A 24,519-nucleotide genomic window follows, 5' to 3' on the forward strand; every position below is an offset into this window, starting at 1 on the left:
ATACCCTGCTGATAAAATAAAAAGCTTCAATTTTTAGTATTGAAACTTTTTAAATGATATACTATTATTTAACTTAGCTATTACCCAATAATCATACCAGCAATCGTTGCTGACATTAAAGAAGCAATTGTTCCACCGATTAAGGCTTTTATCCCAAATTCTGATAATGTTTTACGTTGCCCTGGCGCTAACGAGCCAATTCCACCAATTTGAATACCAATAGAGGCGAAATTTGCGAAACCACATAACATATAAGTAGCCATAATAATTGATTTATTATAGGTTAAATGCGTTAAGTTTGCTGCATTTTTAAGTTCTGATAATTGAATATATCCTACAAATTCACTCGCTGCTAATTTAATTCCTAAAAGCTGTCCCATTAAAGCCATATCTTGTTTTGCAACACCGATTAACCACATTAAAGGTGCAAAAACATAGCCTAAAATAAACTCTAAACAAAGTGCTTTAAAAGGAGTTGAACTTGCTATTATGGTATTTAGAGAAGTAAATTCCCAACCTAAATAATTGATTCCATCAAAGCCTCCAAAAGTTCCTAAAACACCATTTATCATAGCGATAAAAGCAACAAAAACCAATAACATTGCACCTACATTCATTGCCAATTGTAAGCCCTCGGTAGTTCCGTTTGCAATAGCATCTAATATATTTGAACCTATTTTGTCTTGCGATACTTTTATATCGGTAACAATTTCTTCGGTTTGCGGATATAAAATTTTAGAAATAACAATTGCTCCAGGCGCTGCCATTACTGAGGCTGCTAATAAATGCTTTGCATAAAACAATTTTAACGTTTCATCATCGCCACCTAAAAACCCTATATAAGCTGCTAAAACTGCTCCAGCAACAGTTGCCATACCGCCAATCATTACCAATAAGACTTCCGACTTATTCATTTTTTCTAAATATGCCTTGATCAATAAAGGCGCTTCGGTTTGTCCTAAAAAGATGTTTCCTGCTACCGATAAACTTTCTGCACCTGATATTTTTAACACCTTACTTAATGACCACGCCAAGCCTTTTACCACTTTTTGTATCACTCCTAAATAAAATAATAAAGATGTTAATGCCGAAAAGAAAATAATTGTTGGTAATATTTGAAAGGCAAAAATAAATCCGAAAGTATCCATGTCAGAAATTAACCCTTGAAATAAAAATTCACTTCCTGCTCGGGTAAACCCTAAAATACTAACAAACCCTTTTCCTATAAATTCAAAAATTGATTGTACAAAAGGTACTTTTAAAACACCAATTGCGATTACCAATTGAAAAACAAGCCCTAGCCCAACTATTTTCCAATCAATTCCTTTTCTGTTAGCGCTACATAAAAATGCAATTAACAATAATGAAAACATCCCTAAAACACCACGCCATAAACTTTGTATAGAAAACCCTTGACTTGGAATTATTTCACTGCTACTATTTTTTTCTTCGGATGCCTTTAAAACCGCAACTTCCGATATCACTTTTTGAGAATTTGAGCTAAAATTATATAGCACATTATTTTCAGAAAAAGTTAATAAACTGTCTGATAATTGGGTAATATTATAATAACGAACCGTGTCTTTTGGCTGTTTATAATTAAAAATTAATAAATTGTTTTGATGTATGTAACTTCCTGAAAAGTGTAAACTATCTTTAGCAAATACCGAATAGTTAAATTCACCTTTTGATAAATTTAAAACATCTTTAGCGTCTGTTGGTGATACTAAAGATGTTCCTTTTATTGTTGTAATTGATGAGAAATTCCAATTTTTCTCTATGTTTTGCCCAAAAGTAATTACAGATGCAAAAAGCATCAGGAGGCTAAATAATTTATTCATTGTATGTGGTTTATTAAGAACGTTTGCTAATTTCGTCGCGAATTTCCGCAGCTAATTCATAATTTTCATTCGCTACAGCCTCATTAAGCTGCTCGTTTAATTCCTGTAAAGACAGGTTTGAATATCCTTGTTCATCATTATCGTCATCATCATATTCATCTTCTAAAGAAAACGCTATTTCATCCGATTCTAAATCTTCTTCAATAATTAATTCTTCATCCATTTTTAAAAATACACCTGCTTTGTCTAATATATTTTCGTAGGTAAAAATAGGAGCATCAAAACGAACGGCTAACGCAATTGCATCCGAAGTTCGGGCATCAATAACCTCTTCAAATCCATCTCGCTCACAAATTAAGCTCGAATAAAAAACGCCGTCTACCAATTTATGAATAATAACTTGGGTTATTTTGATCGAAAATCTATCAGAAAATGTTTTAAATAAATCGTGGGTAAGTGGTCGTGGGGGACGAATTTCTTTCTCTAAAGCAATCGCTATAGATTGGGCTTCAAAAGCACCAATAATTATAGGCAGAGTTCTCTCTCCGCCTGTTTCACTTAGCACTAACGCATACGCACCACTTTGAGTTTGGCTATACGAAATTCCTTTAATATTCAGTTTAATTAAACTCATGTATGATTGTAATAAATAAAAAGAAGGCTGTCTAAATTTTTGGCGATATGCTTCAAATTTTAGACAGCCATTTTAAACGGGTGCAATTTACTAAAAATTATGAATTGATTTCTAATTTCTATAAAAAGAAAATTTTTCTCTTAAAATTATGCTTGTTTAAATGCTTTTAATTTTTCTATTAATTGTGGTACTACCTCAAAGGCATCACCAACAATTCCGTAATCTGCTGCTTTAAAGAAAGGTGCATCAGGATCGGTATTAATAACCACTTTTACTTTTGATGCGTTAATTCCTGCTAAATGCTGAATTGCTCCAGAAATACCAATCGCAATATATAAATTAGAGGCTACCGGCTTTCCTGTTTGCCCTACGTGTTCACTATGAGGACGCCATCCTAAATCAGAAACTGGCTTAGAACAAGCGGTTGCCGCTCCTAAAACAGCTGATAACTCTTCAATCATTCCCCAATTTTCAGGACCTTTTAATCCTCTACCTGCTGAAACTACAATATCAGCATCGGCAATGGTTACTGTTCCGCTAGCTTTGTTAATGCTTTCTGATTTTACAGTTAATTCGGGTACAACAGCATCAAAACTTTCGGTAGCTCCGCTTACTGGATTTTCGTGTGCTCCGTAAGAATTTTTAGCAACACCAACTACTTTTTTATCCGTAGAAATTTCAGTATTATTAAATCCTTTGTTCGAAAAAGCGATTCTTTTTACTGTAAACGGACTTGTGCTACTTGGTAAAGCAACTACATTTGAAGCATATCCTGCTTCTAAGGCTACCGCTACTAAAGGCGCTACGGTAAAACCGTCAATACTTGAATCTATAATTACCGTATCGGCATTTTTTGCTTGGGCAACCTGTGTTATTATTGATGCGTATGCTTTGGCATTGAATGATGCTACATCATTTTTTACCTCTACAACTTTTTCAGCTCCATAGGTATATAATTCAGAAGCATCGCCTGCATTTATTGTTAAAACAACCAAATCACTAGCTAATTGTTCGGCTACTTTTTTTCCGTATGAAACTACTTCAAAAGCAGTTTTTTTAAATTTCCCTTCCGATGAATCGGCAAAAACTAATACAGACATATTTTTATGTTTTTTAAATTATCACAAAAAATAATTTTGCAACAATATGGTTTTAAATCTTGATTTTTAAAATGACTCTTTACTTCAAATAGATATTTAAATTGCCTTTGCTTCGTTGTGTAATAAATCAATTAAAGCATCTACAGTATCTACTAATTTTACAGCGCCTTTTGCTTCAGGTTTTTCAAAGTTTTTGGTTACTGTACTTGCCACAGCTCCTGTTGCTTCTACGACTGTTAATGGTTTTTTACGAGCCATCATAATTCCACGCATATTAGGAATACGTAAGTCTTTTTCTTCGACCATTTTTTGACCAGCAATTACCATTGGTAATACTGAAGAAACTTTTTCTTCTCCTCCGTCGATTTCTCTATTTAAAGTTACGTTTGTTCCTTCAATTTCAACACCTACACAAGAATTTACGAAATTAAAATCAAGCAAAGCCGCTAACATTCCCGGTACCATTTGCCCATTATAATCAGCAGATTCTTTTCCTGCTAAAACCAAGTCATAGGCTCCATTTTTAACCACTTCGGCTAATTCTTTAGCAACCATAAAACCATCGGTTGGCACTGCGTTTACACGAATTGCATTATCGGCACCAATTGCCAATGCTTTACGTAAGGTTGGCTCGCTTGAAGCTTCTCCAACGTTTACAACCGTTACACTTGCGCCTTGTTTTTCTTTAAACCACATGGCACGAGTTAAACTAAATTCATCGTAAGGATTTATAACATATTGAACGCCGTTTGTATCAAACTTTGTATCGTTATCAGTAAAGTTAATTTTCGAGGTAGTATCAGGTACATGGCTAATACAAACTAATATTTTCATATATCGTTGTTTTTAAGAAACTTAATTTTGAGCTGACAAGTTACACTTTTTTTTTAAAAATTTACTATGCGTGCATAATAAATTTTTAAGTTGATTTCTATCTTAGTTTAAAAAATTTTAGATAAATGTCGGTATAATAATGGCAATTATTAGCTAAAAAGTAGCGGAGTAAAAAAACACTGAATTTAAAATAGCAGTTAAGAACTATGTTTTGTGCTTAACTGCTGTTATTTTTTATATACGTGATTGTGTTTATTCTATCTCTTGTATAATATCTACTTGAATGTATTCCTTTTCTTTTTTTAGAAAAACTAAATATTTCCCAAGATAATTTGCTAATACTTCATTTCTTATTTTATTTCTTTTATAATATGAATTAGAGTTTTTTAAAATATTTTTGAAACATAAAACTTTTTTGGGCTTTAAGTTTGTATATCTTTTTACTTCTTCAAAGTATGTTAAATCAGCTTGATTTTCAGTTCCTTTTATTATATAAAAGAAGTTTTTTTCGATAGAGTCGTATTCTCTGCTTAATAGAGAACTATCATATTTAATAAATAATGTATCTCTTTCTTGTTTTTTTTGAGAAAAAGAATAAAAAGTTGAAAAAATCATTAGGATATATAAAATATTTTTCATAATTAATTAGGACATTTTTTTGTTAGTAAACCTATTTTATTTGCTTCGTTATTAAGTGATATTTTTTTAAGATCAGATAAGTTATTGTAAGCCTCTACGTTATCGTCTTTTAATCCTTGCCAAGCTAAGGATTCGTAAAAAGTATCAGAAGGTGAGCTTCCAAAATAATTAACAAATTTATTGTAATCGTCAGTTAATACATTTTTATGAAAACTTTTTAAAGCATCTCTAATTGAATTTACATATAAATCAGCCATTGTATTGTGTTGTGGACTAGCTTCAAATTCACTTTGCTTATATTCTTCATAAGTAGTTTTAAAATCTAAATCACCATCATAATTTGTCGTATTTATTTTTCTAAACATATCTGCGTGAATATATTCATGAATTAGTGTTCTTGCTGAGGCTAAAGCTGACATACCAGATAATTTATTTGTGCTAATTTTAATGTTAATTAAAGAAGAGCCTTTTGTATATGTTGTTTTCCCATTAAGCTCTATAGTTGTATTCTTTCTAAATATTTTATCTACTGATTTAATGTTTATGTCAAATTTAGAAACTCCTTGAAATTTTTTAAGAATATTTTTAATAAATGTACTTCCATTTTCAGTTAGCTTGCCATTAAAACAATCCGCCTTACCAGTAAGTTGAGTTGCATCAATATCATCCTCTATCGGTACACAAATACTCATACCTCTAGGACCTAAATCTTTATCAAAATATCTTTCATAACCATCGCCACATTCTAATAATTCTGGACGTATTGCTGAGGTAATCGATTTGCCACCACTTCCACCTCCTCCAATAGAAGGAGAATTTTGATTTGTTGATGAATAACCATAACTAGAAGAACTTCCACCACCAGAACATAATGATTCTGTTGAAATATCAGGACCTGAACCATTATGTTTACACCTACTGTTATCATATTGAGCTTCACCATGATTTTTACAATATGTGTCTGTAATAGTTGTAATTATTATACAAGCTTCGGGGACACGAGCATGTTTATTACCTAAAAAAGGAATATTTTTAAGTTTATCAATTGTTAGTTTTACAGAAGAAAAATCATTTAGATTACTTTTTGGTAATTCATATTTTACTATAAAAGCTTCAGTTTTATTATTATGTTTTTGAATAATTAAATTTTACACGAATATATATATCATCATATTCAGATAAAAAATTACAAATAGTATATTTCAAATAACAAGTTAAAGATAGAACAATGATTTGTTTATCCTTAAAAACCTATTTGTTATTTCTATTTTTGTTATTTTTGCTATATTGATAAACAACTACGAATATAAGGTATGAAAACTATACAATTTAGAGAGGCTATTTGTGAGGCCATGAGTGAAGAAATGCGAAGAGATGAAAGCATTTACTTAATGGGTGAAGAAGTAGCTGAATATAACGGAGCCTACAAGGCTTCTAAAGGAATGCTAGATGAATTTGGTGCAAAAAGAGTTATTGATACTCCTATTGCTGAGTTAGGTTTTGGAGGTATTGCAGTTGGATCGGCAATGAATGGAAACCGCCCAATTGTTGAATACATGACTTTCAATTTCTCTTTAGTTGGTATTGATCAAATTATCAATAACGCAGCTAAAATTCGTCAAATGTCAGGTGGTCAATTTAATTGTCCTATCGTTTTTCGTGGACCAACAGGTGCTGCGGGTCAATTAGGAGCAACACATTCACAAGCTTTTGAAAACTGGTTTGCAAACACTCCTGGTTTAAAAGTAATTGTTCCTTCGAATCCTTACGATGCAAAAGGTTTATTAAAAGCAGCAATTCGTGATGACGATCCTGTAATTTTTATGGAATCAGAACAAATGTATGGTGATAAAATGGAAGTTCCTGAAGGAGAATACATTATTCCTATTGGTGTTGCTGATGTTAAAAGAGTAGGTACTGATGTTACTGTAGTTTCTTTTGGAAAAATCATTAAAGAAGCATATAAAGCTGCTGATGAATTAGCAAAAGAAGGTATTTCTGTTGAAGTTATTGATTTACGTACCGTTCGTCCGATGGATCATAAAACGATTTTAGAATCGGTAAAGAAAACTAACAGATTGGTTATTTTAGAAGAAGCATGGCCTTTTGGAAGTATTTCTTCAGAAATTACCTTTAGAATACAAGATGAAGCATTTGATTATTTAGATGCGCCTATCAAAAGAATTACCACTGCTGATACTCCAGCGCCATATTCTCCTGTTTTATTAGCGGAATGGATGCCAAATGCTAACGATGTTATTAAAGCGGTAAAAGATGTATTATATATTAACAAATAATTGTTGATAAATTCAATACCTTTTTAGGTATATTTGAATAATAAATAAATCCTTTTGGCTGCTGTCAAAAGGATTTTTTAGTAAAGAAAAAGATGAAAAAAAAGCTATTACTACTACTGCTACTCGCAACCAATATTTTACACGCACAACTTACATTACAAGGTACAGTTATTGATGAATTTAACAATCCGATGCCTTTTGTTAGTGTTTATTTAAAAAACACTGTTCAAGGAACTACAACCAATAATAACGGTGAATTTTATCTGAAAACAAAAAAGAAAAAAGGCGTATTAGAAATTTCTTTTGTTGGGTTTCAAACCCAAACCTTACCAGTCAATCAGCAAACAAAAAACTTAAAAATTATCATCAAAGAAGACGCTAACGAACTTGATGAGGTCATTATTGTTACCAAACCTAAAAAACGCTTAAAGAAAAAAGAAAATCCTGCATATAAAATTTTAAAAGAAATTTGGAAACGAAAACGAAAAAACGGGCTTGATTTAGTCGATTATTATCAATATAAAAAACACAGTACCACCGAAATTGGACTGAATAATTTAGATACCACCTTTTTAAAAAGAATCTTTAAAAAACAATATAAAGAAACGCTAAATAAGGTAAAATATGATAGTGATGGTGTTAATTACTACATTCCTATTTATATCAAAGAACAAGTTTCAAAGGTTTATGGAAACAATAAAAACAAAACACTTAGAGAAGATATTGAAGCCGAAAAAATAGAAGGCTTAGGCGCAGAAGGCTTTGTTTTTAATCGAATTGCCAATACTTTTGAAGAAATTGACATCTTTAAAAATAACATCACTCTGTTAGATAAATCATTTGTTAGCCCTTTGTCTAGCGATGGTTTTGCTACCTACGATTACGTTTTATACGACAGTATTGTTAAAAACAATAAAAAATTATACAATATTTATTTCTTTCCTATTAGAGATGGTGATTTGGCTTTTCAAGGAAATTTTTGGGTTACCGATACCGCTTTTTCTATCAACAAAATAAAAATGAAAGTCCACGAAAGTATCAATCTTAATTTTGTGCGAAGTTTATCTTTTGAAAAAGAATTTAAAGTAAAAAATGATAGTATTTATATTTCCACTAAAAATGGATACGAAGGTGATTTTACGGTCATCGATAAAAGTGATAAAAATAAAGGATTAACGGTTAAAAAAAACACTATCCTAAATAAACACGTATTAAATAAACCGTTAGCGGAAAGTTTTTACCTACAAAAACGCCTAAAAATAAAGCCAAATCAATATAAAAAGGAAGCTAGTTACTGGAATTCAAAACAAAATGATGATAAAAAATCAACCTATAAACTAATTCAAGAGGTTAAAGAAATAAAGCAAATAAAAAATATTACAGGGCTTATTAACATGCTTGCAAGTGGCTATGTTGATACTAAATATGGTATTCAGTTCGGTTCGTTATGGAACATTCTAGGAAACAATCAGGTGGAAGGATATCGAGTAAAATTTGGCTTTAGAACCTATAAATCAAGAGAAGATAGGTTTCGTTTAAAAGCACACTTAGCTTATGGTTTTAAAGATAAAAAAATAAAATACGGCGCAGAAGCACGCTATCTTTTGTCATACACACCACGAATTTCGGTAGGAGTGGCATATCAAAAAGATATTGAGCAATTAGGAAGCGTTTTACTAAATACTTCGCAACTCTTAGGAGGAAGTATCGGGACGGGTGGATTGCTTTCAAGAGGTGATAATTTCTTTTTATCTAAAGTTGAAAAAATAGCCACTAATTTTGATTATCAGCTACAAAAAAACCTGCATATCGGTATTAATTTTGCCCACTCGAAAATACAATCGGCTTCTCCTGTTGATTTTTCAATCAATTATAAGGATGAAAATAACATCATACAGTCTCAAATAACCGACGTAACCTCAAGCCCTTATATTTCATTTACACCCGGAAGATATGTGTACGGACTAGGTGTTCAAAGGAGTTTTGGAGGAAGTATCTACCCTACTTTTATTCTAAATTATCGCCGAGGATATAAAGGTTTTTTTAACGGATCTCATAATTATGACAAGCTGCAATTCAAATACAATCAGCCTGTATTGTTAGGTAAATTCGGTATTTTTAACGCTACTTTTGAAGCTGGAAAAACATTCGGAACTGTGCCAATCGCCTTGCTAAATGTTATTCCGGCAAATCAAACTTTTACCTTGGTTGAAAATACCTTTGCTTTGTTAAATTACTACGATTTTGTGACAGATAAATATGTAGCATCGCATTTTGAACACAATTTTAACGGTTTTATTTTAAATAGAATTCCGTTATTAAATAAATTAAAACTTCGAAGTTTACTTACTTTTAGAGCCGCTTACGGAACTATTTCTGATAAAAATATTGCCGCTAACAAATCGAATATTAATTACAACGCTCCTAATAAAGTGTATTATGAATATGGCGTTGGATTAGACAATATTGGGTACGGAAACTTACGTTTTTTACGAATCGATGCTATTTGGAGAAGCAATTACACGCCACCAGCGGGTTCAATAATAGCCCCAACACCAAAATTTTCAATACGTTTGGCAATAAAACCAAGCCTTTAAAAACATACAGTAATACCTTTTATAAATCGATTTAATAATAAGATAACGTTATTTTTTATTTAAAATGACAATAAATTATTACTTTTGCAATCCGATTTTTAGAAACGAAGAAAAGATATATATATGACTTCAAAAGAGAAAAAGACAGTTGATGTTTTAATAGAAATACCTAAAGGAAGTAGAAATAAATACGAATACGATTTTGATTTAGGAAAAATCCGTTTCGATAGAATGTTGTTTTCATCAATGATGTACCCTGGTGATTACGGTTTCATTCCTGAAACTTTAGCCTTAGATAATGATCCTTTAGACGTGTTAGTTTTAAGTGCAGAACCAACATTTCCAATGTGTGTTATGGAAGTAAAACCAATTGGTGTTTTCCATATGTCGGATGAAAAAGGACCAGATGAAAAAATTATTTGTGTACCTGTTTCAGATCCTATTTGGAATAAATACAATGATTTATCGGACTTAAACGCTCATTTACAAGACGAAATTACGCATTTCTTTAAAGTTTATAAAGACTTAGAAAAGAAAGAAGTAATTATTGGAGATTGGGGAAATGCTGATCAAGCATACCAAATTTTAGATACTTGTATCAAACGTTATGAAGATAGCGAGCACAAAGCAAAAGGAGATTTTAAAATATAATTAAACTTAATTTTAAGTTTTAATTTAAAAAATTCTTATCAAAAAAAGCCATTTAGTATATGCTAAAATGGCTTTTTTCATTTTTAAAACCCGTACAAATACCTGTATTTATATTCGTATTTATATTGGGTTTCTTATTTTTGTAAAATGTTTAAAAGAACCAAACGTAATTTTAAAATAGACGATTCAACAAGCTTTAAGCAAAAATTATTTGCTTGGGCAAAACAGTTTGAAACCGCTATTTGGCTAGATTCTAATAATTACGAACAAGCCTATTCTTGTTTTGATGCCTGCTTGGCTGTCGAAGAATTTACGGCAATAAAAACAGATTATCAAAATGCTTTTGAAAAGCTAAAAGAATATCAATCTTACACCAAAGATTATATTTTTGGCTATATTTCTTATGATGTAAAAAATGACGTTGAAAAGCTCACTTCTACTAATTTTGATGGTTTAAACTTTCCTGATTTGTACTTTTTTCAGCCTCAAAAATTAATTTTCATCAAAGGAAATACCATTGAATTTGAGTATTTGCAAATGATTGATGATGAAATTGAAGAAGATTTTGAAGATATTATCAGTAATATTAATAATTCCACTACTCTTTCTGATGCTCTAAAAAAAGAAGCGGAAAAAACATCCGAAGAAATAAAAGAAGATAACATTAAAATAAAACTTCGAATTCACAAGGAAGAATATCACCAAAAAGTAACAAAAGTTTTAGAACATATTCATAGAGGCGATATTTATGAAGCTAATTTTTGTCAAGAATTTTATGCCGAAAATACACGCATCAATCCGTATAAAATATATTCGCATTTAAACGATATATCAACACCTCCATTTGCTACTTTTTTCAGACATGAAAATTTATATCTATTATCGGCAACACCTGAAAGATATTTAAAAAAAGAAGGTGATAAAATAATTTCGCAACCCATAAAAGGAACTGCAAAACGCTTAATTGATCCTATTGAAGATCAAAAAATTGCCTTCGATTTAGCTAGAGATGAAAAAGAACGCGCCGAAAACATTATGATTGTCGATTTGGTACGCAATGATTTATCAAAAACGGCTAAAAAAGGAAGTGTTCAGGTAGCGGAACTTTGTAAAATCCATTCTTTTAAACAGGTACATCAAATGATTTCGACCATTGTATCGGAAATTACACCAAATACACATCCTGTTGATGTTATAAAAGATACCTTTCCAATGGGCAGTATGACGGGCGCTCCTAAGGTATCGGCAATGAAAATAATGGAAAATTTAGAGCAAACAAAACGGGGTTTATATTCAGGAACTGTAGGGTATTTTACACCGAACGGCGATTTTGACTTTAATGTAATTATCCGAAGTATTTTATACAATTCAGACAGTAAATATGTGTCTTTTTCGGTGGGTGGCGCAATTACTGCAAAATCAATTCCTGAAAAAGAATATGAAGAATGTTTGCTAAAAGCAAAAGCAATGAAATATGTGTTACTTCATTCAAAATAGTTGCTTATATTTCAATAAATCAAGAACAAAACGCTTACAAAAACATACCTAAAACAATAGAATTAATGATTATCGACCAAGAAGAAAAATTTAAAGCAGTACTTCCAACTATAGAAGGAAACGTGAATGAACAAAGCTTTTTTAATGCTTTTTTAGACTTATATCCTGAGGCTTGGAAACAACATAAAATTACCTTTTCTAAATTTAAAAGAAGTAAACAATTTGGAAAAACAATACCTTTACCAAAACCTGAAGTTTCTTTACGTAAAGATATCAGACAGTGGTTGCAAAAACAATAAAATAATCAAAAATGACACATCAAGAGTTCCATTTTAAGTATCATAATACGAATTTTTTCGGGCAGTTTTGGCAACCTAAAAACCCAAATTCAGTGAAAGCTGTCGTGATTATTGTTCACGGAATGGGAGAACATTCGGGGCGCTATCAATCGGTTGCAAAAAATTTAACGGATGCTAATTTTGGTGTGATTGCTTTTGATCATTTCGGTCACGGAAAAACCACAGGAAAAAGAGGGCATAATCCTGGTTTTGATACCGTTTTAACAAGTATTTCTCAATTAATTGAAAAAGCATCCGCAGTTTTTGGCGATAAACCGCAGTTTTTATACGGACATTCTATGGGTGGAAATGCGGTTGTTAATTATGCGCTGCGCAAAAAAAATATGCAAAAAAACAAGCAGCTAATAGGTGTTATTGCCACAAGCCCAATGCTAAAATTAGCTTTTAATCCACCTGCTTGGAAACTTAAATTGGGTAAAATTATGCAAAAAATTGCGCCGTCAATTACCTTGAGTAATGAACTAGATATCGCCGATATTTCTAGAGATGAAGTTGAAGTTCAAAAATATTTAAACGATCCTCTAGTTCACGATAAAATTAGCCCTAATTTTTCTTTATCGTTTATAGATGCTGGAAAATGGGCGATTGATAATGCAAAATCCTTAGAAATTCCAATGTTCATTTTACACGGAACTGCCGATAAAATTATTGATTACAAAGGTTCACAAGAATTTGCAAACGCAACAAAAAACGCAAATTTAAAGCTTTACAAAGGTGCTTATCATGAATTGCAACATGATTTATGCAAAGATGAAATGCTAAAAGATGTGATTCATTGGTTAGAAAATCAACTAAAAAAAGCACAGAAATAAAAATGCTACAACAATTAGCAAAACATATAGACCGTAATTTTTTATTTTTAAAAGATAAAAAACTCTTAATTGCTATTTCTGGCGGTGTCGATAGTGTGGTTTTAACACATTTATTGCATCAATTAAAATACGATATTTCATTAGCGCATTGTAATTTTCAATTAAGAAGTGATCAAAGTGATTTAGATGAAAAATCTGTTAAAAATTTAGGTAAAGAATTAGAAATTCCTGTTTTTTCAACACGTTTTGAAACGAGTAAATATGCTAACCAAAATAAATTATCAACGCAATTAGCTGCACGAAAATTACGCTATAATTGGTTTGATGAATTGCTTAAAAAACATCATTTTGATTATGTTTTAACAGGGCATCATGCCGATGACAACTTAGAAACCGTGTTAATTAACCTCACAAGAGGAACTGGTTTGGACGGTTTAACAGGAATTCCTGCTATAAACGGAACTATTGTGCGTCCGTTGTTAATTTTTTCAAGAGAAAAAATTGAAAATTTTGCCCTAGAAAATAATATAAAATGGCGAGAAGATGCTAGCAATGCCGAAACAAAATATCTTCGAAATAAAATAAGGCACCAAGTAATTCCTATTTTAAAAGAATTAAACCCTAGTTTATTAAAAGCACATCTAAAAACAACCGATTTTTTAAAGCAATCACAACAAATCATTACTGACAAAGTCGATGAAATCGCTTTAAAAACCGTTTGTAAGCAAGGGGATTTACTTAAAATAGACATTTCAGAAGTCTTAAAATTATCAAACCCAAAAGCTTATTTATACCAACTTTTAAAAGACTATCAATTTACAGAATGGGACGATGTTTACCAGTTAATATATGGACAATCAGGTAAAAAAATTAGCAGTAATTCACATGTTTTATTAAAAAATAGGGGTTTTTTATTGCTACAAAACATAGATAAAACCGAAATTCTAGAAAAGGAACAATTTAGCATAGATAAAGAAAATAACAAAATAACAAGCCCTATCAATCTGCAACTTACACAAGTTAGTAAAAAAACAAGTTTTGATAAAAACACTATTTTTGTTGATAAAATTTTATTAAATTACCCCCTTACTATCAGAAGATGGGAAACTGGCGATTATTTTTACCCAACAGGTATGCTAGGTAAGAAAAAAGTTAGTAAATATTTTAAAGATGAAAAGCTTTCTCTTTTTGATAAAAAAAACATTTGGTTGCTTTGTACAAATGATAATAAAATTATATGGATTATTGGAAAGCGTCAAGACAGGCGTTTTTTACCAAGCAATGAAGCAACAGAATTATTAAGAATAATTAATTAAAAACAACCCTTTATAAACTAAATCGAATGAAAAAATTATTTACGCTATTTTTATTATTCTTAAGTTTAATGGTCTTCTCTCAATCTGATGACAATCCTATTGTTATAACACCTACCGTTGAAAAAATTTCGGAGACAGAATACGACTTAATTTTCAATATTGAAATTGCAGAAGACTGGCATTTATATTCGCAATATAATCCTGAAGACGCTTCTTTACCAATGACTATATCTCCTGCTGAAGGACAAAGTGGTTATGCGCTTAAAGGAAAAGCCAAAGAAGGAGAAACCCATACTGAATTTAGTGAAATTTGGGGAAAAGATGAAGTTTTCTTTGCTGAAGAAGGTCTTTTAACCCAAAGAATTACTGTTTCAAACACTGGTTTAACACAAATAACCTTAAACCTAGACGCGCAAGTTTGTAAAGAATACTGTTTACCTTTCGATGAAGACTTCACCTTTTCATTAACTGGTGAAAAAGTATCACAAACCGTTACCGAAGTTGATGATAAAAGTCAAGCAATGTCACAATCATTAAACTTAAACTTAAAAAACACAGTTCTATTAAAAAATACCGCAAAAAAAGCAGATAACCAAGAAGAAGACAGCTCTTTATTAAGTATATTTTTACTTGGGTTTGTTGGTGGTTTATTAGCTTTTTTAACACCTTGTGTATTTCCAATGGTGCCTTTAACAGTATCTTTTTTCACAAAACATACCGAAAAAAAAGGTAAAGGAATTGGAAGTGCTATATTATATGGTTCTTTTATCATTTTAATTTACGGTTTATTAAGTTTACCTTTTCATTATTTAGACACCTTAGATCCAGAAATTTTAAATAGTATTTCTACCAACATGTGGTTGAACTTATTTTTCTTTACCATTTTGGTTTTCTTTGCAGGGTCTTTCTTCGGATTTTACGAATTAACCCTACCTAGTTCTTGGGGTAACAAAGCAGATACCGCATCGAATATTGGTGGTATTATTGGGATATTTTTTATGGCGTTAACCTTAGCAATTGTATCTTTTTCATGTACAGGTCCTATTTTAGGTTCTTTACTTGCAGGATCATTAGGAGCTAATGGTGGAGCTATGCAATTATCGGCAGGTATGATTGGTTTTGGGCTTGCTTTAGCTATGCCTTTTGCCTTATTTGCTATGTTTCCTGGCTGGTTAACTACTTTACCAAAATCTGGTGGATGGTTAAATACCGTTAAAGTTGTTTTAGGATTCTTAGAATTAGCATTCGCTTTTAAATTTTTATCAAATGCTGATTTAGTTGGGCATTGGGGCTTTTTCAAAAGAGAAATTTTTATCGGAATATGGTCAGTAATAGCCTTATTGATGTCATTATATTTACTAGGACTGATGGGTAAAAAATATGGTAAAATATCTTTTTTTAGAGTTTTACTAGGAGGAAGTTGTTTAGCTTTATCAATCTATTTAGCACCAGGGGTTTTAAAAAACCCTACATGGAATCAAAATAATTTATTGAGTGGTTTTGCACCGCCTAAATTTCATAGTATTTACGTAAAAGACAATCAATGTCCGTTAGGCTTAAATTGTTTTAAAGACTTTGAAGAAGGTATTGCGCATGCAAAATCAGTAAACAAACCTGTTTTATTAGACTTTACAGGTTGGGCATGTGTAAACTGTCGTAAAATGGAAGAAAACATTTGGGTTAAACCAGAAATTTACAATATGATTAATAATGATTATGTATTAATTTCATTATATGTTGATGATCATCAAAGACAATTGCCTGAAGAAGAACAGTTCGATTTTATTAAACCAAACGGTAAAGTAAAAAGAATTAGAACCTATGGTGATAAATGGGTTACACTACAAGTTGCAAACTTTAAAACAGCTTCTCAGCCATTTTATGTATTAATGAGCCCTAATTTAGAATTACTAAATTCACCTCAACAATATAGCAGTCATTCAGAATATTCTAATTGGTTAAAAACAGGATTAGATAATTTTAATAAAAAATAAACAAGCATACCCTATTAAAAAAAGCCTCTTTTATAAAGAGGCTTTTTTTTGGTTTTAACTTAAAAGAAAACGCCAACTATTTTTCAGCTAATTTATAATTAGCTGTTTTTTTTAGCTATCTTTAACACAAAGAGAAAGTTATGTTGATAAAAACGTATGGATCTGCTGTTTTTGGCATTGATGCAACTACAATTACCGTAGAGGTAAATATAGATAAAGGAATTGGTTATCATTTGGTAGGTTTACCTGATAATGCGGTTCGAGAAAGTTCCTATCGAATTTCTGCCGCCCTTAATAATAACGGCTACAAACTTCCTGGTAAAAAAATAATTATAAACATGGCACCTGCTGACATTCGTAAAGAAGGTGCTTCTTATGATTTAACCATTGCTGTTGGGATTTTATCGGCATCTAAACAAATTGACGCTAAAAATATTGAAGAATATGTAATTATGGGCGAACTTTCATTAGACGGAAGTCTGCAACCCATTAAAGGTGCTTTGCTAATTGCCATTAAAGCCCGCGAAGAAGGCTATAAAAATTTTATATTACCTAAAGAAAATGCCAAAGAAGCCGCAATTGTTAACGACCTAAATATATTGGCGGTCAATAATATTATGGACGTTATTAATCATTTAGAAGGTAAAAAAATAATTGAACCTACTATTGTAGATACCCGAGCAGAATTTTATAAACATATAGATTTTCCTGAATTTGATTTTTCTGATGTAAAAGGACAAGAAAGCATTAAACGCTGCATGGAAATTGCCGCCGCTGGTGGTCATAATATTATTTTAATTGGTCCTCCTGGAGCTGGAAAAACAATGCTAGCAAAAAGACTCCCCTCTATTTTACCTCCAATGACCTTAGAAGAAGCACTTGAAACCACCAAAATACATTCGGTTGTTGGTAAAGTAAAAAATACAGGGCTACAATATTCTCGTCCTTTTCGAGCACCACATCATAGTTGTTCAGACATCGCACTTATTGGTGGCGGAAATAGTTTACCACAGCCTGGTGAAATTTCGTTAGCCCATAATGGCGTACTTTTTTTAGATGAATTACCCGAATTTAAACGCGGGGTTTTAGAAGTAATGCGACAGCCTTTAGAAGATAGAGAAGTAACAATTTCAAGAGCAAAATTCACCGTAAATTACCCGAGTAGCTTTATGTTAGTAGCAAGTATGAACCCTAGTCCGTCAGGTTTTTTTAATGATCCTGACTCACCAATGACCTCATCACCTGCTGAAATGCAACGCTATTTAAGTAAAGTTTCAGGGCCATTATTAGATAGAATTGATATTCATATTGAAGTAACTCCTGTTCCTTTTGATAAATTATCCGAAGAAAGAAAAGGAGAATCAAGTGTTGAAATTAGAAAACGTGTTACCAAAGCTCGTGAAATTCAAACCGCTCGTTTTAGCAACTCCGAAACAGTTCATTATAACGCACAAATGAATGTAAAACAACAACGTAAATACTGTAAACTTTCAGAACAAAGCTATGCCCTACTCAAAATTGCCATGGAAAAACTAAACCTGTCGGCAAGAGCCTATGATCGAATTTTAAAAGTTTCAAGAACTATTGCCGATTTAGCATCCGAAGAAAATATAAAATCGGAACACTTAACAGAAGCAATACAATACCGAAGCTTAGACAGAGATGGATGGCTAGGATAAAAAAAAACAGTAATTTAGTAAATTATTAATTTTACCAAAAAATAATCAAAACAATCAAAATGAAAAAAATAATTTACTTAATGGCAATTGCCATTACCATGATTTCTTGTAAAAAAGAACCGAATAATTTTGTTACTTTTTCAGGAAAAATAGACAATAAAAATGCCGAATCAATTACGCTCTCTAATCCACAATTCAATTTTAAAAAAATCATTCAACTTGACCAAAATGGTGCTTTTAGCGATACAATGAATGTTAAAAGTGATTTTTACCGCCTTTCTAACGGACAAAAAATAACAACCTTATACCTAAAAAATGGCGACGATATTATCTTAAATATCGATGCTAACGATTTTTTAAAGACGGCTAAATTTACAGGAGAAGGTGCTAATGAAAATAATTTTTTAGCAAAAGTAATTTTATTACAAGAGGATTTTTTTAAAGATAAAAACTTATATAACTTATCTAAAGAAAAATTTGATACCAAAGTAAATAATTTTGTCAATGATTTTAACGCTAACATGAAAAGTACAACTTTAGATAGCGCATTTGTTTCTTTTCAAGAAAAAAATATTACAGGATTAACAAAGTATTTAAACAAAACCTATGCTGATAAATCATATTCGGCAACAAAATTAGCAAAAGGAGCAGTATCGCCTAAGTTTGTTACATATGAAAATCATAAAGGTGGAAATATATCTTTAGATGATTTAAAAGGAAAATATGTCTATATTGATATGTGGGCAACTTGGTGTAATCCTTGTAAACAAGAAATTCCTTTTTTACAAAAAGTTGAGAAAAAATATCATGGTAAAAAAATTGAGTTTGTAAGTATTTCTGTAGATGATCAAAGAGATTATGAAAAGTGGAAAAAAATGGTTAGTGATAAAAATTTAAGCGGAATTCAATTGTATGCAAAAGGTGATAAAACTTTTTCAGTAGCTTATAAAGTAAACAGTATTCCTCGTTTTATTTTAATTGATCCACAAGGAAATATTGTAGATGCAAATGCACCAAGACCTTCTAACCCTAAATTAATTACCTTATTCGATTCTTTGAAAATTTAATTTTTTTCATCTAAAAAAAATATTATTTACCGCTAAAATCCTGTAACTAAGTTGCAGGATTTTTTGGTTAAATTTCATAAAAACAAACTATTTTTCTTTAGATTGATTAAAAATAAGTATCTTTGCAGCGTGAATTGTACCATTAAACATACCTCCTCTCAAATTTTAGTATCTAAAGCTAGGAATAGCTATCGGTTAAACTTGGGCTATAAAGTAATTGATTTTACTTTTTGTCAACTATTAGCCTTTCGAAAAAAAATACTAGACAATTCTTCTTGCCTAGCACTAGAAAACATCATAGCAACAGATAATTTTATACTAATTTTTGTTGCAGATAACAACCATGTATTATTACTTGATGTTCCTCAAATATTAGCACTAAAAGAGGCTTTATTATCTACCTTTAAATAAGCTTTAACAGTTTACTAAGATTGTTTTTAAATTACAACCTCAATGCTTTTGAATCGCTTTATTGAGTATCTTTATAGTACCTAATAAATAAAAAAAACCACTATGGAAATTTCAGTAAGAAGAGATATAATTTTGAATCTAGAAGTTGTCGATTTACTAAATAATCAAGTAATGATGGAGCAACAAGCTTCTTCAAAATATTTAGCTATGGCATCATGGTGCGATCAAAGAGAACTTAGAAATAGTGCTACTTATTTTTACAATCAGGCAGAAGAAGAAAGAACTCATATGATGAAAATATTTAAGTTTATTAATGATAACGGAGGAAACGCACAGTCTCCTACGGTATCAGAAATTACTCATGAATATGAAAGTTTACAAGCTGTTTTTGAAGCTTCTTTAGATGCTGAAATTGAAGTAACTAACGCTATTCATCACACATTTAAAACCGCTAGAAAAGTCAGCGATTTTACTTCAGAAATATTTTTACAATGGTTTATTACCGAACAAGCTGAAGAAGAAGAAAAAGTAAGAGATATTTTAGACATGATTAGTTTAATGGGTGATATGCCTTTAAAAATGATTGACGAGCGTATTCCTACTGCTTAAAAATAGTTTTATAATATATACATAAAAAAGGTTGCTATTTTCATAGCAACCTTTTCTGTTTTTAAAACTATTAAATACTATTTATTAGTATCTGTAGTGCTCTGGCTTAAATGGCCCTTGAACAGTTACACCAATATAAGAAGCTTGGTCTTCACGTAATTCAGTAAGCTCTACGCCTATTTTAGCTAAGTGTAAGTTTGCTACTTTTTCATCTAAATGTTTTGGTAACATATAAACTTCGTTTTGGTAAGCCTTTTTGTTTGTCCAAAGTTCGATTTGTGCTAACGTTTGGTTTGTAAATGAATTACTCATTACAAAACTTGGGTGACCTGTTGCACATCCTAAGTTTACTAAACGTCCTTCTGCTAAAACAATAATATCTTTCCCGTCGATCATATATTTATCAACCTGAGGCTTAATAGTATCTTTTGTATTTCCGTGGTTTTTATTTAACCAAGCCATGTCAATTTCGTTGTCGAAATGACCAATATTACATACAATAACTTTATCTTTCATTGCCTCAAAATGACGCCCTTGAATAATATCTTTGTTTCCAGTAGTGGTAATAATAATATCAGAATTACCAACAACAGTTTCTAAACGCTTAACTTCAAAACCGTCCATTGCTGCTTGTAACGCACAAATTGGGTCAATTTCAGTAACCGTAACGATAGAACCTGCACCTTTAAAAGAAGCCGCTGTACCTTTACCTACATCACCATAACCACAAACAGTTACACGTTTTCCTGCTAACATAATATCGGTTGCACGACGAATTGCATCAACTGCCGATTCTTTACATCCGTATTTGTTATCAAATTTCGATTTTGTTACAGAATCGTTTACGTTAATTGCTGGCATTGGTAACGTTCCTGCTTTTACTCTATCGTATAAACGGTGAACTCCTGTAGTAGTTTCTTCAGATAAACCATTGATTCCAGCAGCTAATTCAGGGTAACGATCTAAAACCATGTTGGTTAAATCACCACCATCATCTAAAATTAAGTTTAATGGTTTTTTATCTTCACCAAAAAATAATGTTTGCTCAATACACCAGTCGAATTCTTCTTCTGTCATATCTTTCCAAGCATACACAGGAGTTCCAGCAGCAGCAATTGCAGCAGCAGCCTGATCTTGTGTAGAAAAAATATTACAAGAACTCCAAGTAACCTCCGCACCTAAAGCTTGTAAAGTTTCAATTAAAACCGCAGTTTGAATGGTCATGTGTAAACATCCTGCAATTCTTGCGCCTTTTAATGGTTGTTCGTTTTTATACTCTTCACGTAAACTCATTAATCCTGGCATTTCAGCTTCTGCCAATCTAATTTCTTTTCTTCCCCAATCGGCTAAAGAAATATCTTTTACCTTAAAAGGAACGTATGCAGCGGTTTTTGTGCTCATATTTATGTATATTTATGTATCTAAATTTTTATCTAGCAAAATTACGAAATAACTTTTTAACTTATGCCTGTTCACAAAACAATAACAATAAATTCAAACACTAACGTATTGATTTGGAAGATTGAAGAATCTTTTGATGAATTATCTGAAAATATTACCCTTAATAAACGAAGTATTAACAGGCTTAAGAGTATGAAATCAGACTTACATCGTAAAGGTTTTTTAAGTGTTCGTCAGTTATTAAAACAGGCTAATTATACTGATGATGATTTAATTTATGATGAATTTGGAAAGCCACATTTAAAAGATGGAAAATTTATTTCAATTACACATTCCTTTATTTTTTCGGCTATTATTATTTCTGATGATAAACCTGTTGGAATTGATATTGAAAAACAGCGTGATAAAATTGTAAAAATAGCCCCTAAATTTACGCCGATTGAAGCCTATAAATCTATAGCAAATCATAGTGCTTTGGTTAGTAAATTAACCATTGTTTGGGGGGCAAAAGAAAGTTTATATAAAATTTACGGAAAAAAGAAATTACACTTTTTAAAAAATATTTATATTGATGATTTCTCGTTTGAAAGCAACGAAACTAACAAAACCACAGGGAAAATTTTATACGAGGGAATTACTGATGAATATCAAATTCACTTTTTAGAAACCGAAGGTTTTACCTGTGTCTATGCTATTTAAAGTATCTTTGTTTTTTTAAATTTTTATTATAAAGTATATCAAAAACACAGAAAAACATCAAAAAACACATGAAAATATCAGTAGAACTTACCTTAATGCCACTTCAAAATGAATTTGAAGCACCGATTATAAATTTTATAAAAAAACTAAGAACTTCAGGTTTAACAGTTCTTGAAAACCCATTAAGCACACAAGTTTATGGCGATTATGATACTGTAATGCAATTATTAACTTCGGAAATAAAAGATACTTTTGAATTAATAGACAGCGGAATAATTTTGTTGAAAATTGTAAAATCTGACCGTAGCAAGTATGAGCCTAGTTTTTAATTCTAATACTGTTTTTGATTTTCTTTTTAGCCAATACAGCAGTTATGATTCTTTAGATATTTGGCTTGAAATTATTGCTGTTATTTTCGGTTTTTTATCTGTTTGGTATTCTAAAAAGAATAAAATTTGGGTGTTTCCAACAGGGATGATTAGCACGCTTATTTTTGTCTATTTACTTTTAAAATGGCAATTATTAGGCGATATGATGATTAACGCCTACTATTTTATAATGAGTATTTACGGCTGGTATCTTTGGACAAGAACTGTAGATAATTCAGTAGTAAACCCGATTTCAAAAACGACTAAAAAAGAGCAGAAAACCAGTATTTTCATCTTTTTAGCAACATTAATTTTCGTGTATGCAGTTTATACTTATTTTGATAAATGGAACAATTGGACTGCTTACGTTGATACTTTTACGACCGCAATTTTCTTTGTAGGAATGTGGCTTATGGCAAAGCGAAAAATCGAGAATTGGATTTATTGGATTATTGGCGATATTATTTCCGTTCCCCTTTATTTTTACAAAGGATTTACATTTACAAGTTTTCAATATTTAATATTTACTTTTATTGCCGTTAGCGGTTATTTAGCATGGAAAAAAGACTTAAACAACAAAAAAGCAATCTTGTAAAAGTTGTTTTATTTGGGCCTGAATCAACTGGAAAAACTACTCTTTCTGGTCAATTAGCACGACATTACAATACCGTTTGGACACCTGAATTTGCCCGTGAATATTTACAAGATAAATGGAATAACGAGCGTAAAATTTGCGAACAAAAAGACATTATTCCCATTGCCGAAGGACAGATAAAACTAGAAAATGAATTATCAAAAAAAGCCGATAAAATATTAATTTGCGATACCGATTTACTTGAAACAAAAGTATATTCCGAAGAATATTACGGTGGTTTTGTAGATGCTAATTTAGATGAAGCAGCCATTAAAAACACCTACGACATCTATTTTTTAACCTATATTGATACACCTTGGGAAGCCGATGATTTGCGTGATAAACCTGGTGAACGCTTAGAAATGTTTACCGCTTTTGAAAATACGTTGATAAAATACAAACGTCCGTATGTTTTATTAAAAGGCGATAAAGAAACACGTCTTAAAAAAGCCGTTGAAATAATTGATAAATTACTTGCTAATAAAAAAGATTTATATTCTTTTTCTACTCTTTTAAACGATGAATATCCCCGAAATAATTAAAGAATTACATTTTAAAGCCACTAGAAGTTCTGGTGCAGGCGGGCAACATGTAAATAAAGTATCTTCTAAAATTGAACTTTCTTTTGATGTTTTAAATTCAAAGGAATTATCAGAAAATCAAAAAGAAATACTTTGTACAAAACTCGCTTCTCGCCTAACAAAAGAACAGGTTTTAATACTTTTTTCTGATGAAACTCGCTCACAACACAGAAATAAAGAATTAGCGATCAAACGTTTTTTAGCACTTATCAAAGACGGTTTAAAAAGACCTAAAATAAGACGTGCAACCAAACCTAGTCGAAATTCGGTACTAAGAAAACATGAAAATAAAAAACGACAAAAGTTAAAAAAATCGCTCCGAAAAAAACCGAACTTAGACTAATTTTATCGTAAAAAAATAAAACCTTATTCTTACGCAAACAACGTTGCAAAAGCTTCTTCAATTTTACCGACTAAAAGCAATTTTATAGAGTGATTTTTTGAAGATATTTTGTTATATTTTGATGCTACTAAAGTTTTATATCCTAATTTTTCGGCT

At 31.1% G+C, this 24,519-nt stretch carries 24 protein-coding genes; 17 read left to right on the forward strand and 7 right to left on the reverse strand.

Features of this window, described 5'->3' with window-relative positions:
* Positions 1 to 80: 80 nt before the first annotated feature.
* From DPIF8902391_RS07945 to DPIF8902391_RS07970, 6 genes are all read right to left on the reverse strand, one after another.
* Positions 81 to 1,841 carry a NupC/NupG family nucleoside CNT transporter gene (locus DPIF8902391_RS07945; protein ID WP_172505505.1) on the reverse strand — a complete coding sequence of 587 codons (1,761 nt, stop codon included), beginning with the start codon at positions 1,839 to 1,841 and terminating at the stop codon, positions 81 to 83.
* A 13-nt stretch (positions 1,842 to 1,854) separates the two neighbouring features.
* Entirely contained in the window at positions 1,855 to 2,475 is a 621-nt protein-coding gene (locus DPIF8902391_RS07950) for a bifunctional nuclease family protein (RefSeq protein ID WP_058885961.1), read from the reverse strand.
* A 146-nt stretch (positions 2,476 to 2,621) separates the two neighbouring features.
* A complete protein-coding gene (locus tag DPIF8902391_RS07955; protein WP_172505506.1) occupies positions 2,622 to 3,575 on the reverse strand; it encodes an electron transfer flavoprotein subunit alpha/FixB family protein in 954 nt (317 codons plus the stop codon).
* Positions 3,576 to 3,671: 96 nt separating this feature from the next.
* Positions 3,672 to 4,409 carry an electron transfer flavoprotein subunit beta/FixA family protein gene (locus DPIF8902391_RS07960; protein WP_172505507.1) on the reverse strand — a complete coding sequence of 246 codons (738 nt, stop codon included), beginning with the start codon at positions 4,407 to 4,409 and terminating at the stop codon, positions 3,672 to 3,674.
* Positions 4,410 to 4,661: 252 nt separating this feature from the next.
* Entirely contained in the window at positions 4,662 to 5,048 is a 387-nt protein-coding gene (locus DPIF8902391_RS07965) for a hypothetical protein (RefSeq protein ID WP_172505508.1), read from the reverse strand.
* Positions 5,049 to 5,050: 2 nt separating this feature from the next.
* Complete coding sequence (locus DPIF8902391_RS07970) at positions 5,051 to 5,740, reverse strand: hypothetical protein (RefSeq protein WP_172505509.1); 690 nt, start codon at positions 5,738 to 5,740, stop codon at positions 5,051 to 5,053.
* A gap of 621 nt (positions 5,741 to 6,361) precedes the next feature.
* On the opposite strand from DPIF8902391_RS07970, the gene DPIF8902391_RS07975 reads away from it, so the two are divergent.
* The 12 genes from DPIF8902391_RS07975 to DPIF8902391_RS08030 all read left to right on the forward strand — a co-directional run bounded on the left by DPIF8902391_RS07975 (position 6,362) and on the right by DPIF8902391_RS08030 (position 20,337).
* Positions 6,362 to 7,345: a pyruvate dehydrogenase complex E1 component subunit beta gene (locus tag DPIF8902391_RS07975; protein ID WP_058885966.1), complete on the forward strand. Its 984-nt coding sequence runs from the start codon at positions 6,362 to 6,364 to the stop codon at positions 7,343 to 7,345.
* 92 nt (positions 7,346 to 7,437) lie between these two features.
* The gene (locus DPIF8902391_RS07980) at positions 7,438 to 9,942 is read left to right on the forward strand and encodes a DUF5686 family protein (protein ID WP_058885967.1); all 2,505 of its coding nucleotides are present in this window, start codon (positions 7,438 to 7,440) and stop codon (positions 9,940 to 9,942) included.
* Positions 9,943 to 10,065: 123 nt separating this feature from the next.
* The gene (locus tag DPIF8902391_RS07985) at positions 10,066 to 10,593 is read left to right on the forward strand and encodes an inorganic diphosphatase (protein ID WP_058885968.1); all 528 of its coding nucleotides are present in this window, start codon (positions 10,066 to 10,068) and stop codon (positions 10,591 to 10,593) included.
* Positions 10,594 to 10,740: 147 nt separating this feature from the next.
* Positions 10,741 to 12,090, forward strand: coding sequence for an anthranilate synthase component I family protein (locus tag DPIF8902391_RS07990; protein WP_172505510.1), 1,350 nt, complete (start codon positions 10,741 to 10,743; stop codon positions 12,088 to 12,090).
* Positions 12,039 to 12,389 carry a hypothetical protein gene (locus DPIF8902391_RS07995; RefSeq protein ID WP_232121711.1) on the forward strand — a complete coding sequence of 117 codons (351 nt, stop codon included), beginning with the start codon at positions 12,039 to 12,041 and terminating at the stop codon, positions 12,387 to 12,389. The genes DPIF8902391_RS07990 and DPIF8902391_RS07995 overlap by 52 nt, the downstream gene beginning before the upstream one ends.
* 11 nt (positions 12,390 to 12,400) lie before the next feature.
* A complete protein-coding gene (locus tag DPIF8902391_RS08000; protein WP_058885971.1) occupies positions 12,401 to 13,261 on the forward strand; it encodes an alpha/beta hydrolase in 861 nt (286 codons plus the stop codon).
* A 2-nt stretch (positions 13,262 to 13,263) separates the two neighbouring features.
* Positions 13,264 to 14,577, forward strand: coding sequence for a tRNA lysidine(34) synthetase TilS (gene tilS / locus DPIF8902391_RS08005; RefSeq protein ID WP_058886318.1), 1,314 nt, complete (start codon positions 13,264 to 13,266; stop codon positions 14,575 to 14,577).
* Between the two features lie 26 nt (positions 14,578 to 14,603).
* A complete protein-coding gene (locus tag DPIF8902391_RS08010) occupies positions 14,604 to 16,571 on the forward strand; it encodes a protein-disulfide reductase DsbD family protein (RefSeq protein ID WP_058885972.1) in 1,968 nt (655 codons plus the stop codon).
* Between the two features lie 140 nt (positions 16,572 to 16,711).
* On the forward strand, positions 16,712 to 18,250 hold the full coding sequence (locus tag DPIF8902391_RS08015; protein ID WP_058885973.1) for a YifB family Mg chelatase-like AAA ATPase: 1,539 nt from the start codon (positions 16,712 to 16,714) through the stop codon (positions 18,248 to 18,250).
* 59 nt (positions 18,251 to 18,309) lie between these two features.
* Positions 18,310 to 19,317, forward strand: coding sequence for a TlpA family protein disulfide reductase (locus tag DPIF8902391_RS08020; protein ID WP_172505511.1), 1,008 nt, complete (start codon positions 18,310 to 18,312; stop codon positions 19,315 to 19,317).
* Positions 19,318 to 19,518: 201 nt separating this feature from the next.
* Positions 19,519 to 19,728: a hypothetical protein gene (locus DPIF8902391_RS08025; RefSeq protein ID WP_058885975.1), complete on the forward strand. Its 210-nt coding sequence runs from the start codon at positions 19,519 to 19,521 to the stop codon at positions 19,726 to 19,728.
* A gap of 102 nt (positions 19,729 to 19,830) precedes the next feature.
* The gene (locus DPIF8902391_RS08030; protein ID WP_058885976.1) at positions 19,831 to 20,337 is read left to right on the forward strand and encodes a ferritin; all 507 of its coding nucleotides are present in this window, start codon (positions 19,831 to 19,833) and stop codon (positions 20,335 to 20,337) included.
* 84 nt (positions 20,338 to 20,421) lie between these two features.
* On the opposite strand, the gene ahcY is transcribed toward DPIF8902391_RS08030, so the two are convergent.
* Positions 20,422 to 21,738, reverse strand: a complete 1,317-nt coding sequence (gene ahcY / locus DPIF8902391_RS08035; RefSeq protein ID WP_058885977.1) for an adenosylhomocysteinase — start codon at positions 21,736 to 21,738, stop codon at positions 20,422 to 20,424.
* 63 nt (positions 21,739 to 21,801) lie between these two features.
* Here ahcY and DPIF8902391_RS08040 point away from each other — a divergent pair, with 63 nt between their 5' ends.
* The 5 genes from DPIF8902391_RS08040 (at position 21,802) to arfB (ending at position 24,363) form a co-directional block, all read left to right on the forward strand.
* A complete protein-coding gene (locus DPIF8902391_RS08040) occupies positions 21,802 to 22,437 on the forward strand; it encodes a 4'-phosphopantetheinyl transferase family protein (protein WP_172505512.1) in 636 nt (211 codons plus the stop codon).
* Positions 22,438 to 22,505: 68 nt separating this feature from the next.
* Positions 22,506 to 22,766, forward strand: a complete 261-nt coding sequence (locus tag DPIF8902391_RS08045) for a hypothetical protein (protein WP_172505513.1) — start codon at positions 22,506 to 22,508, stop codon at positions 22,764 to 22,766.
* Positions 22,750 to 23,400 carry a nicotinamide riboside transporter PnuC gene (gene pnuC / locus DPIF8902391_RS08050; protein WP_172505514.1) on the forward strand — a complete coding sequence of 217 codons (651 nt, stop codon included), beginning with the start codon at positions 22,750 to 22,752 and terminating at the stop codon, positions 23,398 to 23,400. Before DPIF8902391_RS08045 ends, pnuC begins: the two co-directional genes overlap by 17 nt.
* A complete protein-coding gene (locus DPIF8902391_RS08055) occupies positions 23,361 to 23,981 on the forward strand; it encodes an AAA family ATPase (protein ID WP_172505515.1) in 621 nt (206 codons plus the stop codon). Before pnuC ends, DPIF8902391_RS08055 begins: the two co-directional genes overlap by 40 nt.
* Positions 23,959 to 24,363 carry an alternative ribosome rescue aminoacyl-tRNA hydrolase ArfB gene (arfB, locus tag DPIF8902391_RS08060; protein ID WP_172505516.1) on the forward strand — a complete coding sequence of 135 codons (405 nt, stop codon included), beginning with the start codon at positions 23,959 to 23,961 and terminating at the stop codon, positions 24,361 to 24,363. Before DPIF8902391_RS08055 ends, arfB begins: the two co-directional genes overlap by 23 nt.
* Positions 24,364 to 24,519 lie beyond the last annotated feature (156 nt).

It is taken from the genome of Tenacibaculum finnmarkense genomovar ulcerans (genome assembly GCF_900239495.1).
Taxonomy (GTDB): Bacteria; Bacteroidota; Bacteroidia; order Flavobacteriales; family Flavobacteriaceae; genus Polaribacter; species Polaribacter ulcerans.